The 17,213-nt window shown below is 46.1% G+C and carries 14 protein-coding genes and 2 pseudogenes; 10 read left to right on the top strand and 6 right to left on the bottom strand.

Annotation, left to right across the window (positions count from 1 at the left end):
* A pseudogene (locus tag Q8J68_RS04795) lies at positions 1-121 on the bottom strand (dimethylamine corrinoid protein 3); the annotation flags it as partial.
* A gap of 271 nt (positions 122-392) precedes the next feature.
* Complete coding sequence (locus Q8J68_RS04790) at positions 393-1,043, bottom strand: B12-binding domain-containing protein (RefSeq protein WP_305310399.1); 651 nt, start codon at positions 1,041-1,043, stop codon at positions 393-395.
* Positions 1,044-1,351: 308 nt separating this feature from the next.
* Between Q8J68_RS04790 and Q8J68_RS04785 the strand changes: the two genes are divergently transcribed.
* Entirely contained in the window at positions 1,352-1,567 is a 216-nt protein-coding gene (locus Q8J68_RS04785; protein ID WP_305310398.1) for a hypothetical protein, read from the top strand.
* A 145-nt stretch (positions 1,568-1,712) separates the two neighbouring features.
* On the opposite strand, the gene mtbA is transcribed toward Q8J68_RS04785, so the two are convergent.
* From mtbA to Q8J68_RS04765, 4 genes and pseudogenes are all read right to left on the bottom strand, one after another.
* A complete protein-coding gene (gene mtbA / locus Q8J68_RS04780) occupies positions 1,713-2,732 on the bottom strand; it encodes a methylcobamide:CoM methyltransferase MtbA (RefSeq protein WP_305310397.1) in 1,020 nt (339 codons plus the stop codon).
* Positions 2,733-2,803: 71 nt separating this feature from the next.
* Positions 2,804-4,045: an ammonium transporter gene (locus tag Q8J68_RS04775; protein ID WP_305310396.1), complete on the bottom strand. Its 1,242-nt coding sequence runs from the start codon at positions 4,043-4,045 to the stop codon at positions 2,804-2,806.
* Between the two features lie 68 nt (positions 4,046-4,113).
* A pseudogene (locus Q8J68_RS04770) lies at positions 4,114-5,490 on the bottom strand (monomethylamine:corrinoid methyltransferase).
* Positions 5,491-5,505: 15 nt separating this feature from the next.
* Positions 5,506-6,159 (bottom strand): corrinoid protein, encoded by a 654-nt coding sequence (locus Q8J68_RS04765; protein WP_305310395.1) that lies wholly within the window; start codon positions 6,157-6,159, stop codon positions 5,506-5,508.
* Between the two features lie 414 nt (positions 6,160-6,573).
* On the opposite strand from Q8J68_RS04765, the gene Q8J68_RS04760 reads away from it, so the two are divergent.
* The 9 genes from Q8J68_RS04760 (at position 6,574) to Q8J68_RS04720 (ending at position 17,205) form a co-directional block, all read left to right on the top strand.
* Complete coding sequence (locus Q8J68_RS04760; protein ID WP_305310394.1) at positions 6,574-7,365, top strand: winged helix-turn-helix domain-containing protein; 792 nt, start codon at positions 6,574-6,576, stop codon at positions 7,363-7,365.
* A gap of 1 nt (position 7,366) precedes the next feature.
* On the top strand, positions 7,367-8,197 hold the full coding sequence (locus Q8J68_RS04755; protein WP_305310393.1) for a winged helix-turn-helix domain-containing protein: 831 nt from the start codon (positions 7,367-7,369) through the stop codon (positions 8,195-8,197).
* A 64-nt stretch (positions 8,198-8,261) separates the two neighbouring features.
* Positions 8,262-10,343 carry a histidine kinase dimerization/phosphoacceptor domain -containing protein gene (locus Q8J68_RS04750; protein ID WP_305310392.1) on the top strand — a complete coding sequence of 694 codons (2,082 nt, stop codon included), beginning with the start codon at positions 8,262-8,264 and terminating at the stop codon, positions 10,341-10,343.
* A gap of 12 nt (positions 10,344-10,355) precedes the next feature.
* Positions 10,356-10,760 carry a response regulator gene (locus Q8J68_RS04745; protein WP_305310391.1) on the top strand — a complete coding sequence of 135 codons (405 nt, stop codon included), beginning with the start codon at positions 10,356-10,358 and terminating at the stop codon, positions 10,758-10,760.
* 523 nt (positions 10,761-11,283) lie between these two features.
* Entirely contained in the window at positions 11,284-12,615 is a 1,332-nt protein-coding gene (gene pylS / locus Q8J68_RS04740; protein WP_305310390.1) for a pyrrolysine--tRNA(Pyl) ligase, read from the top strand.
* A 9-nt stretch (positions 12,616-12,624) separates the two neighbouring features.
* On the top strand, positions 12,625-13,683 hold the full coding sequence (pylB, locus tag Q8J68_RS04735; RefSeq protein ID WP_370867599.1) for a methylornithine synthase PylB: 1,059 nt from the start codon (positions 12,625-12,627) through the stop codon (positions 13,681-13,683).
* Positions 13,680-14,774, top strand: coding sequence for a 3-methylornithine--L-lysine ligase PylC (pylC, locus tag Q8J68_RS04730; protein ID WP_305310389.1), 1,095 nt, complete (start codon positions 13,680-13,682; stop codon positions 14,772-14,774). Before pylB ends, pylC begins: the two co-directional genes overlap by 4 nt.
* Positions 14,775-14,776: 2 nt before the next feature.
* Positions 14,777-15,556 carry a 3-methylornithyl-N6-L-lysine dehydrogenase PylD gene (gene pylD, locus Q8J68_RS04725; RefSeq protein WP_305310388.1) on the top strand — a complete coding sequence of 260 codons (780 nt, stop codon included), beginning with the start codon at positions 14,777-14,779 and terminating at the stop codon, positions 15,554-15,556.
* 20 nt (positions 15,557-15,576) lie between these two features.
* Positions 15,577-17,205 carry a methylamine methyltransferase corrinoid protein reductive activase gene (locus tag Q8J68_RS04720; protein ID WP_305310387.1) on the top strand — a complete coding sequence of 543 codons (1,629 nt, stop codon included), beginning with the start codon at positions 15,577-15,579 and terminating at the stop codon, positions 17,203-17,205.
* Positions 17,206-17,213 lie beyond the last annotated feature (8 nt).

Raw genomic sequence — 17,213 nt, 5'->3', positions numbered from 1 at the left:
CTATGATCTCAGCGGGTTCAATACCCTCACTTTTTGCCTTTTCAACAGCAGCTAAAACCGCATCCTTCTTGCAGGAAACGACCGCGTCGGAAAGCAGTTTGAAAGTTTCTTCTTTGCTCATGGTAAACTCCTTTTCACTTTGGCTCCTCGACCTCTCATGAGATAAATGGGACGTGTAGAGCAGTCAGTATAACTACCATAAAGAGAAAACTATATATCATAAACTCAGTGCAATGTGTCTATAGCATGTGAATTCATTATTGATAGAGTAATATTCCATCGTTCTGACAATATTACAATGTAATTGTAATATTACAATTATCACAGTTAACGAAAATGATGGATATAAGCAAAAAAGGATTGATGACAGCCGAATAAAACTAACATTCATCTTACTTCAGCAAAAGAAGTTCCTTTACCTTTTCGACAGCCTCAGCAGCGTTCTTTGCATAGCAATCGGCTCCTATCCTGTCAGCCCATTCCTGGGTGGCCGGAGCTCCACCAACCATGACCTTGATCTTGTCTCTCAAGCCCTGCTCCTTGAGCATATTGATCAATTCATACTGGCGGTTAAGAGAAATAGTGGTAAGGGCAGACAGGCTTATCAGGTCTGCATTTGTTTCTTTCGCTTTGTCAATAAAATCCTGCAGGGGAACATTCCTGCCAAGGTCGTGCACTGTGAAACCTGAAGCCCTAAGCATGCCTGACACGATGATCTTACCAATATCGTGTGCATCTCCTTCCACGGTACCATTAACTATGACGCCAAGTCTTTTGCAAGGATGTCCTTCGTGAACTTCAGCTTCCAGGATACTGATACCTGCTTCCATTGCATCCACAGCCAGAACCAAATGAGGCAGGAACATCTTACCCTCATCAAAGAGGATACCGACCTTACTTACACCGACCGCAAGACCTTTCCCAATCACATCTGCGGGCTCAATACCTTCTATTCTTGCTGCCTCCACAGCCTTAACAACGTCATCCTTCCTACAGGATACGACGGCATCGGCAAGCATTCTTAATATAACTTCTTTGCTCATAATTATCTCCTGCTTTTTTACCTCAAGTCATATGGGTATGAAAGTCAGATTCATTCTCTATATAACGCATCTGTAATTATAGGTGGCTCTAATGTAACGAACTGCCTTCAAGTAAATAGAATTATTGCCAGGTGAGGATTGGGTACTTTAATGAGCTTGACTGCGTTATCTGGCTGAAAGTGGAAGGTATGGGGCTTTTTCGACATATAGAAAGCTATATATACAATAAGCTCTGTAGTAGGATTCTGTCTGCCTTAAAAAGCAGATAATAGCAACAAGATAGAGCATAATTCAGGATGTGACAGAAAATGTTAATGGCATACTCCCTTAAGGAAAGAGAAATGATATCTGCACCTACACCTCTGGAGAAGGACCGTTTCACAATGAGATATTCACTCAGCGAGAGGAAGTTCATGACAGGAACACCTGCAACAAGAGTTTCCAGCTTAAAGGAGATGGCTTACTCCCTATGGGACAGAAGGTGGGTAACAGAAGACAAGACCTGCAAGGCATCTCTTGTATAATAGGCTGGATCAACAACAGAAGTATGGGTAACTGTACTTAAAAACATTATTTTTATGCTTCCCTGACTGGTCAAGATCCCATCCATAATACACCCTTAAGAATAAACAGCAGGCTGAGGCAGGAACACACCCTCAGCCTGATTGATCAATACCTGTGTTCCTTGATCATCTCTACCATTGCCCTGAGGTTCTCAGTAGGAGTCTTACTGACAATACCACATCCAGGAGCCAGTATAGGTACGCCGGCATCAAGCACTTCTTTTGATTTCTGCCTTACAACTTCAGGTGTCTTGTTCCAGAGCACATTCACCGGGTCAAGATTACCTATGATTATAGCTCTGTCAACCTTGTCCATTGCAGTTGCAACATTCACGCTCTGGTCAACGCTGATGGCATCCACACCGCACACCTCCATCAGTGCCAGTCCCTGGGTGGTATCTCCGCAGATGTGCAGTACAGTGGCCACGCCAAGCTCCTTCATGGCATTGACTATTCTTCTGTGGTATGGAACAACGAACTTCTCATAGAACTGGGCGCCAATGAGCTGGGCACTGGCTGTGGGGTCTATGATAACCATGGTATCGGCACCGTTTTCAGCCATCTTCTTTGCATAGGCAATGTTAAAGTCGGTTGTGAAATCTATCAGGGCCTGGCCAAAAGCCTCATCAGTAAAGATATTCATGAACCAATCATCACCATTGAGGTGCTGGGCAAGAGAGAAGGGACCGATCATACTGCCCATGATAGGGAGTTCTTTACCATATTTGTCTGCGAGTATCTTTATAGCATCGCACACGACACTGATCCTGCCTTTGTTGATGTCGTATCCACTGAGTTTCTCAATGTCTGCGGTTTCCTTTATCACATGACCGACAACGGAAGGCTGCTGCTCTCTTGTTCCCGCCTTGATCTTGCATCCGAAGAACTCGGCCTCTGCAGTGATATCAAAAGGAACACGCACAGCTTCAAAGCCCACGACGGTGTGGCCTGCTTCTGCAAGTGCTGCCATCTTCTGGGCATCTTCGTTCGCTTCGGGCCAGAATGCCCCGGAGGCTTCCATCTGTTCTACTGTGCCTGTCTGTGTAAATGATACGGCAGGCATCCTGTCCACAGGCTGCCCTTTAAGGGCGCGCGCCAATCGTTCTTTGGGGGTATATTCAACCATAATGTCCTCTCTTTGATCATATAATCTACAGAATTAATATCAAAATAAATAAAAATAGGAAAGTAGTGTGCTTAGACTTGTTGCACAACTACCTTTCCATCCTCGGTCGCGACAGGTTCTGCCTTCCACCCAACAAAGTCAGCCTGATCGCTCATCATACTGCCAATCTCCATCTCTCCTCTTGTAACTCTTAGTATGACACCTGTTATTCCTCCTGCAACAAGTGAAATAACAAGGATGCCTACCAGACTTACAAAGTTGATCATCGCTCCGGCAAAGATGGCTCCACATACAGCTCCGAAAATACCGGGTATCCCGTGCAGGTTGTGCACAGCCATGACATCAAGGACACCCAGCTTTGCACATAGCCATGGGTGCAGTTTTATGAAGCATGTTGCTGACAGTGCACCTGCAGCAAGTCCGATCCCAAGTGCTGTCCATGGATCCACAGAGACCAATGGCGACCCTATAGCTACCAGGCCTGCCAGCATGGCGTATGTGAACACCAGAGGATCGACCTTCTTCTGCCAAATCATGCAGAACACATAGGTCGAGATTATGGATCCAAGACCTGCCATGTAAGCTGTAAACATTGCCCATGAGACCTGGTCCGCAGGCAGCAGTGCAGTCACGAAAGAAGGCCACAATACCCACAACAACATCGATGCAAGCCAGACAAAGGAAACACTGTGCGTTGTTGTAAAGACGGGGACATCAAAAGCCCTCTTTTCCCTGAGCGTCAGTATGACACCCCAGCCCCAGTAAGCAGCCACCATGTGGACCAGCATCGATCCTCCAGGGTCAACGACTCCTTCCAGATAACTGAACATCCACCAATCAGCTGCGATCCATGCGGGTGCAAACAATATCCCGGCCAGGAAGTATTGCCACATCTTGATAGTTCCCAGGAACACCCCTATGGCTATCACAACCGTAATGGCACAAAACACTGCCATGATCGTCCAATCCTGCGTCCAGACGAATTCTCCGAACACGAATTGCTTGATCGCCATAAAGGTGATAAAGCTCCCGGCAGTAACAAGCAGGACGGCAAGACATACGCCCCATTCGAACTTTTTAATGAACAGCATCAAAAATGCGACTAACATCAACATGAACCAGACATCCATGTTCTTGTTCCATTTATGCAGCTCATCTTCCAGGTGTGTCGTGTCTGCAGTCAGTCCTTCCTCACCCAGAGGTGTCATGTATGTTTCCTCAAGACTCTGGGCAACTGCAACTGTCGGGACTAACAGATTTACTAAGAATATAAGTATGAACAACTTCAGCATATTTTTATTGAAGTTTCTCATCATATTACCTCCCTGTATTAAAAAGCCGGCAGTGTAAGTGCCGGCTTGTCTTAGTCATGAATCTGGTCTTAGAACACCAGACCCAGGTCTTCGAGCTTCTTTCTTGCGCCGTCATATACCTTCATGTATTCATCAGTGGGTGTAACGGTCTTTACATCGTAACACTCCTGGAAGGTCTTGCCTACAGGTGCAGCTGCATAGTTCTTCTCGTACATTTTAACGAGAGCGTCGAGGATTCTGTTGACCTCTGCGATCTCAACACCAGCTGTCGCTCTTGCAGCCTCTCCCATCATCCTGGCTTCCATACCTGTGGTCTTGTTCAACGCAACACCCTTTGCAGATGCAACACCTGAGAGGATCTCACGTCCGGATGCTGTGTCAGTGATAGACTGGGCTGCAGCTTCCAGCAGGCACATTTCTGTACAGGGACCTGCACATGGATAGTACTGGTTACCCGTGAGCATGTCTGTGTGTTCCGTGATAGCCGCACAGGTCCATCCTGCGATCATCAGGGTTTCCCTGGTGTTGGTCGATCCCCAGCGGATATGGATAGGACCGTCAAGGTGCCAGGTCGCATTGTTCATCACAAAGGCATTGATGTGGGTTGCAACATCAACAATAGCAGTCTCTTCTATGCCACCGGCATAGCCACCGAAGATGGGCATCTGCTCATCCATGATGATGTTGCTGTTGCCCTGATAGTGAGCAACCACACTGATAGCATCAAGGTCGATCTTGAGCTCATTGAGCTGGGAGACCTCGTGGCTGTCACTGCTGAGCATGCCACCGGCACAGTCAGCAGCTATATTTCCCTGAGCGGACAGGGAAGTCTCTGGTCCCTATATGCCCATGCCAGGCCTTCCGGCTAGCTCACATGCTGTTTTGATCAGCCTGCCTTCGGTCTTGGCTGCAAGTATCTCATAGGGGCTGCCTGGTACGGGTCCATGTCCACGGACTGTGGCCATGACACCATTGACTATGGTATTGATCTCTTTCTCAAGTGCATAGCTCAGATGAAGGGGAACGAATACATCCTCAGACACAGGAGCACCTGTCGGGCCACCCTGGATGTGGGGCTTGCGCTTGTCACCAACTTTTCTTTTCCTGATAACTGACTGGTCTCTGCCTGATCCCAGACTAAACTCCCTCTGGACATTGTTGATAGCGTCCCATATTTCAGCCTCATTATACTTGACAACCCTGCGGGTATCAGTACAGAAGACACCGGCTTCAAGGAGCATCTCAAAACCTGCTTTGAAGAGCTTTTCTGCCATATCCATGTCAGTGGGTATGAACTCTCCCTTAAAGTCCAGCCCGTACTTCTTCTTGAGCTCCGCGGTCTTTGAAGGGATAACCATTAAGTCCCAGTCGTCCTGGGTGATTTTCTCACCAGACTTTGCACGCTCATAAAAATCATAAACATCAAACGATTTTCTGAATGTCATTTCTCATCACCTCGTTTATTTCCTCGTAAGATCAAGTGCAACCCTGGCAGCTTCTGCAGCATTTTCTGCTGTTCCATCGGCTCCAATCTCAGTTATCCACTGCTTGGTGACAGGAGCTCCACCGAACATGACCTTGACAGAGTCTCTAAGGCCCTCTTCTTTGAGCGCCACTATTGTGTCCTTCTGGCTCATCATTGAAGTTGTCATTAATGCGGAACCTGCAAGTAGCACTTTCTTGCCTTTGTTCTTCTTGACCTCTTCAATGATCGTTTCATTTGACACATCTACTCCAAGGTCTATTATCTTGAAGCCATTGGCACCGAGCATTGTGGAAACCAGACGGTGGCCGATGTCGTGGATATCTCCTTCCTGCACAAAAGTAATAGCAATACCGCTTCCTTCACCAATCTTCTCTTTTTCCATTGCCGGTCTAAGCACTTCCATGGCATTGTTCATGGCCTTTGCAGACATCATGATCTGAGGAAGATAGATCTCTGCAACCTCGAACTTATCACCGATGATCTTCATGCCTGGCGCAAGGGCGTTGTTGATAATGTCATTTGCTGTCATTCCAGCTGCAAGAGCCTCTTTTGTGGCTTCTACAGTGCCATTTATGTCCTGGTTGACCAGGGCATTTTTTAATTTATCTATAATTTCTTGATTTGCCATTTAACTACCTCTTTCTCCTCTTTTTGCATCTTATGTTGTCCCAGAACCCTGGAAATTGACAACATTACAAATGCAGTCATCAAGGACGTATCACTAAAAGTGGATACTTCCTACATAGTGCGTATCTTTTTTGTTGATATAGAATGACCTGTGGCTATTTTTCAACAGATTTGAGATATGGTGAAAGACTTGGTCTTAGAAGATGCCTCCGAGATTTTGCAGAAGAAGGTGATTATTATTGCAGGGACGGGGGTTTGTAACATGCTGCATTACATGTACATAACCTTGTGATCCGTATCATGACATGTGATTTGTATGCTGCCATTTGATTTGGAAATTAACCTCCTGAGGATAGAATAATATAACAGCAAGTGAAATGTCCTGTATTAAAAAATACTATAAAAGCCAGATAGCATGCCACTAGAACTCACCGGAACATTATGGTACTCTGAGAAGAGGATCAAACTTCTGTTCCTGCTGTTAGAGGGTACGCAGGAAACAGAGCACATAAAAAAGTCCCTGAACGTCTCCTCACGCGAGATAATGCCCCTGATAAAAAAACTCAAAAAGGACCAGATAGTTTTGGAAGGAAAGCAGGGTTTCAGTTTGTCGTCCATAGGTGAGCTGCTGGTGGATAACATGAAGCTTTTCCTTGATACAACGAGAGTGATCGATGAGAACAGGGATTTCTGGGAAACGCGTGATTTTAAAGGCATCCCTGATCATCTCTTTGAAAGAATTGGGGAATTGGGGCATTATTATCTGATAGAGCCCGATCTGCACAACATATATGATTTCCCGAAAGAGTTCCGGGATAATGTAGTCAAATGCAAGAGAGTAATGATGCTAAAGTCTTACATGCATCCGACATATCCCTCGCTCTGCCTGAACATACTGGATAAAGTTGACGAATTTTCATTATTTCTAGCACCTTCAGTACTTGAAAGGCTTGAAAAGGAAAAACCTGAACTTGCTGAGAAGCTACTGTCATCTGCAAACTCAAATATATTTCTGATCAAAGATACAATCAATATGCCAATACTGTGTGTTACTGAAAAATTCCTGTATTTCAGCATCTTCAACAAGGAAGGCCGCTATGAGCACAGGGATATCCTGAGTTTTGATGAGAGCGCAGTGCTTTGGGGAAGAGAGCTGATAGAATATTATGGAAAGAGGTCCACCGCTATAAAGATGGCCGGCAGTTGAAATGAACACTTACAAGGAAATATCCATGACTTCTTTTCCACTGGTCGATCTGGTATGGTTGTCACAAAAAAGGACAAAGATCCTGCTGTCCTTACTCGAAAGTCCAAAAACGGTTGAAGAGCTGATGAAAGAACTGGAAGTGGATATGCGTGCCCTGCACCTCCCGCTGAAAGAACTCAAGGAGGAAGGCATGATAACCCAGGAAAAAGAGGCCTTCACCCTTTCAAATCTCGGGAGGATCATAAGCAGGAATGCCAAGCCGGCCTATGAGCTGACAAACCTGTTCGAAGCTAACATTGGTTACTGGACAAGCCGTAATCTCACAGATATACCAAGACCTTTTGCCAGAAGGCTGGGAGAGCTCGGGGAGTGCGAACTGCTTGAACAGGACCTGAGCCATATGTTCCAGCTTCCCCATAAATTCATCCAGAGCACATCAAAGACAGAACATATCAATTCTGTCTTCTCTTTTTTCTACCCCGAGCATCTTTACCTGTACAACGCTGTTGCAAAAAAAGGCGGTAAGGTATCCCTGGTAGCGACGGAAGGGGTATGTCAGACCCTGCAGGAGAACTTCCCTGAAACATTCAGCGAGATCAGCAGTTTCAACAAAACTGAGATCTATTGCCTGCCCGACGGGATCTCACCTCCTTCATTCACAGTTACGGATACAACATTGCTTATCAGCTTTTTCAATAAGAGCGGCAGGTACGACCATCAGGATATGCTTAGCAGCACTCAAAGCGCTTTGGAATGGGGCAGGGACCTTTTCAAATACTATAAGGACAGGTCTTCTGTCAGGTTCAACGAAATCCAGAACAGCAGGGCCTGAAAAGAGGAAATGTAATGGATAGACCTCACAATAGAGATATTTGCTGTTCAGGGAGAACCTGTCTATGCTAAAGAAATGGAAAGATATCTCTATCAAGTTCAAATTGATGTTATATATTGTAACAGGAGTCACTCTCATCCTTACAGTCTCAACTGTCGTAACCATCTCTACCGTGAACTCCCAGACAGAAGAATACGCATATCTTGGAGCTGTGGCGGTGGCCAGGGCCTATTCAAATCAGCTTGACGGGGAGATGCAGAAGAATATGGCAATAGCAAGATCCTTTGCACACTCGATGGAAAAATATGAATCTAATGACAGGGAGGAGGTCAACCAGATGTTAAGCAACCAGCTCCTGTATAATCCGGATATTGTAGGGATCTATGTTGGGTTCGAGCCCGATGCTTTTGATGGCAGGGATGCTGAATATGCCGGAACATACGGGCACGACGAAACAGGCAGGTTCCTTCCTTACTGGAACACTATAAATGGGGAGATTGATCTTGAACCACTGGTGGATTATGACACCGAGGACTACTACCAGCTGACAAAAAGCAGACTCCAGGATACAGTGACCGACCTGTACTACTATCAGGGAATCTATATCGTCAGTTACGTTTCCCCGATAATAAAGAACGATGAGTTCATTGGTATTGCGGGCACGGATGTATCCCTGGAATATCTGGATGAGACCATGGACAGTATCAGGGTCTACGATACCGGTTACGCTTTCATCACAGACAGCAAAGGAACGCTGGTGACCCATCCAATCAATAAGGAATGGGCAAGCATGAAATCACTCTATGATTTCGGGGACCCCTTCATATCAAATGCTGCAGACAATATCGGCAAAGGGATAGGAGGCACTTTTGAGACCATAGACCCCGCTACCGGAAAGGAGGTCATTTTCTTCTATGAGCCGATAACAACAGGCAACTATTCTTTCCTGCTTGTGATCCCAAGAGAAGAGATATTTGCAGGTTCCAGGTTCCTTGCCAAGGAATTGATACTGATATCTTTCCTGTCTATAATCTTCATGTCAGTACTTGCCTATTTTGTTGCCTTTTCCATCACAGAATCTATTAAGAAAATAGTTTCAGATTTCGGGGAAATTGCCGAAGATGCTGTGAAAGGCAACCTTGACTCAAGAGCAGATACTGATGTTGATGTTGATTTCAGAAATATACCCCATGGATTGAACAAGATACTGGATGCTTTTGCAATTCCTATCCGTGAAACGGTCCGCATGACAAAGGCCCTTTCCGAAGGTGAGCTTTCCACACGCACACGATTGGACCTTAAGGGAGAGTTCAAACAGATGGGAGATGCCCTGGATGACTTTGCACAACATCTGGATGATGTCATAGATGATTCCAACGCTGTGCTGATGTCTATCCAGGAAAACGACTTTTCCAGGGAGGTTCGTGTGCATGGTGAGGGTGATTTTGAAATTCTGACAAAGGGTATAGAAGAAACGCGAAAGGCATTGCTGCAAGCAACCAATGAGCGCATGATCGCTGAAAAGGCACTTCGTGAGGCGGACAAGCTACGTGAGAAGGAGATACACCACAGGGTCAAGAACAACCTGCAGATAATCTCATCCCTGCTGTTCCTGGAATCTGAGAGGTTCAGGTCCAAAAGAGTAGTTGAGGCTTTCCGTGATAGCAGGAACCGTATCAGATCGATGGCTCTGGTGCATGAGAAACTCTACAAGACGGGAAGCTCCAGTGAGATAGATTTTCAGGAATACACCCAGAAACTTCTCCAGGATATAATGAATGCTTATCCTATGAAAAACGATCGGGTCATGATAAAATTCAAGGGTGTCCATATCATGCTTTCAATAGATCAGGTATTGCCGCTTGGAATGATAATAAACGAACTGGTCTCGAATTCTCTCAAGTATGCCTTCCCTGAAGGAGAGGGGGGAGAGATCACTGTAACTATAGAAGAGCAGGATAAGGATATCCTGCTGCAGATCAAAGATAATGGAGTAGGTTTCCCTGAAGACATTGATATTGAGAACAATGATTCATTGGGATTGAAACTTGTGATGATACTTGTGAAGCAGTTAGAGGGAACAATTAAAATAGAAAGGAACAAAGGTACTGTTTTCAGTATTTTGTTCAAGCAGATGACTAATTAAAGGTGTGATAAAATGACAAAGATTAAAGTTCTGGTTGTCGAAGATGAGAATATCGTCGCACTTGAAATAAAAAGCAGGCTAAAGAAACTGGGCTATCTTGTACCAAGTGTGGCTTCAACAGGTGAGGAGGCTATCAGCAAGGCAGAAGCTTTTTCACCTGACCTTATACTTATGGACATCATGCTCAAAGGCGATATCGACGGTATTGAGGCAGCAAGACAGATCCGCGAGAGGATGGATATACCCGTCATATACCTTACAGCCTATGCAGATGATGAAACTCTACAAAGAGCAAAACTGACCACTCCCTATGGATATATATTGAAACCCTTCGAAGAGGACGACCTGCGCACGAATATAGAGATTGCGCTGTACAATCATCAGCTGTTGAGGAAGCAGAAAAGAGAGGACCTCTGACCTTACCTATTTTTCCTGGTATCATACAGGTGTTACACAGGAGCATACCTGCATGAAATTCACATGTCATGTGACAAACAACGTAGAATTATACTAAATATAATCGTTCTTGTAGTATGTAATGTGTTAAAAACGAGCTTTCCACTAGACCGGAGGCTTCCGTCTAACACTAGAACTATATCCATAGTGGGGGTGTATGCCAACACCCCTAGCACTTCCATTCTGGGTTTGAGAAGGGATGGGTTAAATATATATAGCATAATTTCCCCTCATTTTAGTAAAGTTTAAATAGCTATAATTATGGAGAATATATATATATGCCGATGACCCAGATTCTACATAGTATTGTATGTGAATTCTAAGGTACATCTTGGCGAAACATCATCTTCAAACAGAAAAGGAAAAATAAACAGGAGCATACGGATATGTCATTCACTAAGAGCAAAGGAAGTAACTGGACACTGGAATACCTCGGATTCTAGGAAATGCTTAGGAAACGATCTTTATTCAGGGAGCTGACAGCATGGAAAGAAAGCCATTGGACTCATTAATATCCAAAAACGGTCTATGGGTGTCAAGGAACGGGCACCTGCACGGAATAAGAAGTTGTGAGACATCACAAAAGAACCTGCGAATAACAATGGATTGCGGAGAGGTCACCCAGGTAAGGAACTCCAGGTCCAGCCGGGCCGCAAGGTCTCTTCGAAACCATAAATACCACAAACCCTGTAAGAAATGCAGGCTCGCAGAAGAAAGAATAAAAGATTTCTCTAATAAGACTGCAAGGAAAGACGAAGTCAGGGTCACGGTAAAAACAGTACAATCCTCCCAGTTCAATTCTATTGAAAGTGATATACCGGATGCATCAATGCTATCCGAAAGTTTGCAGCTTTCAAACACTATCGTAAAACCTCAGATTCATAATTCCCCTGCAGAGCGACAGCCATCTGCTACTGCACAAACCTTCAAATCACAACCAAAGACCTATCAACCCAAGGTAACAAAACCTGTAAACCATTCCTCCCAAAAACATGCCAAACCGGAGAAAAATGAGTTCACCCAGACTCAGAAGAACAGGATACTCTCATTACTGGCTCCTGATGATATGATATCTTTCTCAAAGGAAAAACGCTCCTTTGCAGAGCTTGAATCGGTCCTGCTGACACAGAGAAAAAAGGACCTCAGGGCAATGTATGAGGACAGCAGGGAGAACATGCTCGGCAAACTTGAGCGCACCATAACCGAGTTCTTTGTAGATATGGGCTTCCTTGAAGTGAAATCTCCAATACTTATTCCTTTTGAGTATATGGAGCGTATGGGCGTAGGCGAGGATAAGGAGCTCTCCAGGCAAATATTCAGGGTAGGAGATAACATGTGCCTTCGCCCTATGCTGGCGCCTGGTCTCTACAATCATCTTCGCAAATTCGATAATGTACTTCCCGACCCCATAAGGATATTCGAGATAGGACCCTGCTACAGGAAAGAATCCGACGGCAACAGCCATCTCGAAGAGTTCACAATGCTCAACTTCTGCCAGATGGGATCAAGATGTACCCGGCAAACCCTTGAATCCCTTATAGATGATTTCCTAGATTTCCTGGGCATCGAGTACGAAATAGTTGCCGATAGCTGCATGGTATACGGGGATACTATTGATGTCATGCACAGGAACATGGAACTCTCATCCGCTGTTGTAGGACCCATTCCCATGGACATGGACTGGGGTGTCAATAAGCCCTGGATAGGAGCCGGATTCGGACTTGAAAGACTGCTTAAAGCAAAACACAATTTCAAGAATATAAGATCCGTTGCAAGGTCAGAGTCCTACTACAACGGGATATGCACGAACCTCTGAGGTGATAACTTGCTAAATAACATGACACAAAACGACCTGGACAAGTTTGCAGGGAAGGTACTGGAGGGGGCACAGTTCTCTGACGATGAACTCCGGGAACTGCTCCGGATAAATGAGAATGAGCAGCTTGAAAAGCTTTTTTACTTATCAAGGAAGGTCAAGGATCACTTTTTCGGAAACAAAGTCTTCCTCTACAGCTTCGTTTATTTTTCCACCTACTGCAAGAACAAGTGCACTTTCTGCTATTACAGGGCGAATCATGAGATAAACAGGTATCGTCTGAGTATAGAAGAAGTGCGTAATATATGCCGTGCACTGAAAGGTGAGAGTATTCACATGGTTGACCTGACCATGGGAGAAGACCCTTACTTCCATGACAGACCTGAAAATTTTGTTGATGTCGTGAGGGCAGTAAGATCAGAACTGGACCTTCCCATTATGATATCTCCAGGAGTCATGGGAAATGAAGTGCTAAAGGAATTGCATGACAACGGCGCAAACTTCCTTGCCCTCTACCAGGAGACACATGACCAGCAACTCTACCGGAAACTGAGGGTCGGACAGTCCTTTGAGGACAGGGTCAATGCCCGTAAGTTCGCCAAGAGCATCGGTTACTGCGTTGAGGACGGGATACTTACCGGCGTCGGTAATGATATCGAATCGACCATCAGGTCACTGAGAGGAATGGAGGCGAATACTCCAGACATGGTAAGGGTCATGACATTCGTACCGCAGGAGGGCACACCTCTTGAAAAGGTGAACCGTATATCAAGCATAGAAGAGCTGAAAATAATAGCCGTTCTCAGACTTATGTTCCCTGACAGGCTCATACCTGCATCCCTTGACCTTGAAGGCATTCCGGGAATGGTACACAGGCTCAATGCCGGGGCAAATGTGGTAACATCAATAATACCTTCGGATTCCGCGCTTGAAGGAGTCGTTAACTATGACAGAGGAGCCGAGGAGAGGCACAGGGACCCAAAAAGCGTTGTAGAGTGCCTGAAGACCATGGGGATGGAACCTGCAAGCCAGGCCGATTTCAACAGGATAGTGGGGCTGGTAGCATGAAGAACCTGGTCCTGATCGGAGGTAAACTGCAGGGATTTGAGGCAAGTTACCTGACGAAGAAAGCCGGGATGCGCGTGGTTCTGGTAGATAAGAAGGAACGCCCTTTGATAATGAAAGTGGTTGATGAGTTCCATTGTTTCGATGTCACAAAAGAGCCGGAGAAACTCATCGAGCTCTCAAAAACAGCAATGGCAGTGCTTCCCGTTAACGAGAACCTGGAAACTATCAATTTCCTGAGGACATTAAGGGACAAGCTCGCCTGCCCCATGCTCTTTGACTTCGATGCCTATCACATCAGCATGGACAAGAAAAGATCGAAAGAGTACTTCCGCTCCATCAACGTACCCATGCCTCTGGATAATCCGACATCTCCCCCATATTTCATTAAGCCTCCATGCGAGAGCAGCAGCATTGGTACCTCCATCATCTACGATCAGAGCGGCCTGGAAGGACTTGATCCGTCCATGCTCATCGAAGAATATGTCGAAGGAGACGTTGTTTCCCTTGAAGTCGTAGGGGACGGCGAGCGCTTTGAGGTTGTCAAGGAAACTAAGATCCATATAGACGGGACCTATGATTGCCACATGGTGACACCCCTGGCCGATTACCCTGAGTTCAGGGATCTGACCTACAAGCTTGCAGAAAACCTGAACCTGAAGGGTATTATGGATGTCGAGGCGATAGACAGCTCCCGAGGATTGAAAGTGCTTGAGATCGATGCAAGGTTCCCGAGCCAGACACCCACGGTGGTCTACCATTCCTCCGGAGTGAACCTTATAGAACTGCTTTTGCAGGCATTTGTGACAGGGGTCCGGGAGAATGAGGGAATCCCGGAAAGAAACTATTGTACCTATGAGCACCTGCTCTTCAGGGACGGAGAACTCGTCCCTGTTGGTGAGCATGTATTGTCACAGGGAACTGATTACCACGAGTTCCATGCATCTGAAGGGCTTGAGATCTTTGAGTGCAGCGGAGAAAGGAAAGTGTTCACGCTCATAAGCTGGGCTTCTGAAAAAGAAGAAGCAGACCTTAACAGGCAGAGAGGTCTGAATATGCTTAGAGAATATCTTGCCATCGGTCAGGGGGCCTGAATATGGCGCTTCTGACACCCCGGGATCTTGAGAACCTGTCAATGCAGCTTGAAGAGAACGATGAGACTATAAAAAGGGTTACAGGGCTTGATGTTCGGGGAATATGCGAAGAACTGTACGGCACAAAACCCGGCTCTCTGAAGGTCGGTATTATCCCTATAACTGCAGGCGACGGCATCATCAGCAATTTTGCATCTTCCCTGCTATTTATTACTCAATACTTCGGACTTGAGGGAGCCATTACCGAACACTCTGATATGACCGGCTATTATGAGGCAGTCTCGCAGGGTGCCGACATAATACTGATGGCAGATGACCATATGTTCGTTGCACATAACCTGCGCAAGGGGAAGATAGTCAGCAACCACGTGGCTACAGGAATTATATATGCTGAGATAGCTTCCAGATTCAGGGAAGCATCCTCAAAAGATATCCTTGTGATAGGCCTTGGAAGGGTGGGCTATGCAGGTGCTGCACATCTTATGAAAAAAGGGTTCAATGTCTATGCATGTGACCCTAACAGGGGATTTCTGGAGAAAGCTGTGAAAGAGCTGGGAATTAAGCCTTACTGCAGTGAGGACAGGAAAAGGTTCTCCATGGTCCTTGAAGCCACCCCCAATGCAAATACTATATCTGAAGGCATGATCGAGGAAAGATGCCTGGTGTCGACTCCCGGCATACCATGTGGCCTGCCTCCGGAGATAGGTAAGAAATATCGTGTCGACCTCGTCATGGAACCCCTGGTCATTGGGGTCGCATCTATGCTGTATTCTGTTATCTGAGTAAAAAAGGAGAGTAGAAAATGTATGTGATATCCCTGGACCTTGGAACAAGCGGTTTCAGGTCGCAACTGATAGACCTTGAGAAGCAGGAGACCATCAAGACGGTGATTACCATGGGGCATCCGCTCCCTGGAGGTAATGTGATGGACCATCTGGATTTTGCCATTTCGACGGGAACTGAAGTTGCACACCGGCTCATGGTGGAAACCGTGAAGAAGATATTGGAGAAGTTTGACGTGGAACCTGAAAAGATTCTCCGCATAGCAGTATGCGGGAACCCTATACAGCTTTCCCTGTTCCAGAATATAGAGATCAGGGATCTTGCATACGCAGGAAAGAATAAGCAGGCAGCATTAGGGGTCCAGGATGTCAAAAGGGACGCGAGGGTTTTTCCTGCAAATGATATATTTAAAGGTATCTTTGAGATGGACAACTGTGAGATAATTATCCCGCCTGCCATAAAGCACGAGATAGGTGCCGATGCCCTGGCAATGATGATGGAGACTGACTTTATAAACCAGAAAGAACCATGTCTAGTTACGGACTATGGTACAAATGCAGAAATGGCCCTGAAGATAGGCGACAGGATAATGACAGCAAGCGCAGCAGCAGGCCCTGCCATAGAAGGACAGGGTATAGACTGCGGTATGCTTGCGGGGCCGGGAGCAATAAGCGACGTCAACGAGGAAAACGGTTACTGGAGACTCACGGTGCTTGACGCGGCCCTGAACCCGGTAAAAGGACCTCTTGTGGACCCTCTCACAGGGAATACCATCGAGAATTCGGAAGCTGTGCCAAAAGGCATCACAGGTACCGGGGTAATTTCCACTATTGCGCTTGCGCTCAAGGAAGGGCTTATCAGAAAACTTCCCAAGCTTCCCAATGGAAAGATAACGCTTAGCGACGGGATCTCCATCACGGACAGGGATGTGGAGGAAGTTGGAAAGGCGATAGGAGCCATAAGGGCAGCACATATGACACTCATGGTCGAAGCGGGCTTGAAATACGAGGACCTAATGTACTCTTACATGTCCGGCGCAACTGGCACCTATGTGGATGCGGAAAAAGCAAGGCATATAGGCTCAGTTCCGGGATTTTCCAAAAAAATAGTCCAGTTCGGGAATACTTCTATAGGACTTGCGCGGAAGATAGCTATCGACCGCTCTAAGCTCGATGAGGTCACAGAGGTCGCAAAAAGGATACAGGCCGACCATGTGATGATGGCTACCAGTGAGACATTCAAAGAGATATACATGTGTGAACTCTCCACATGGCAACAGGGAATGCCTGCCGAGATGTATGCCCAGATGCTGCAGATGTATGGTATTCCACCGTTCCCTGAGGACCGCAAGGTTGTAGAGATCGAGAAAAGGGTCAGAAAAGATATCGACGATGTGGGATACCTTGGCCTTGAAATTGTAAAGGACATCGGAATAATACTGGAAGCTCCAGTGGAAAAGTGCGTTCTCTGCCACCAGTGCGAAGAGGAGTGCCCTGAGGATGCTCTGGTCATTATCGAGAAGAAGGAAGGAAGGTTTCTAGACATCGACAGCCAGAACTGTCTTGGTACAAGCTGCAGGCGCTGCGTGACCATCTGCCCCGAGCAGGCCATCAACCATTCCCTGCTGAAGATAAAGGAAAAAGAGTAAAGTATCCG

Source organism: Methanolobus sp. (assembly GCF_030682845.1).
Lineage (GTDB): Archaea > Halobacteriota > Methanosarcinia > Methanosarcinales > Methanosarcinaceae > Methanolobus.
Note: the sequence above shows the minus strand (reverse complement) of the source record. Positions and strands in the feature narration are given on the sequence as shown.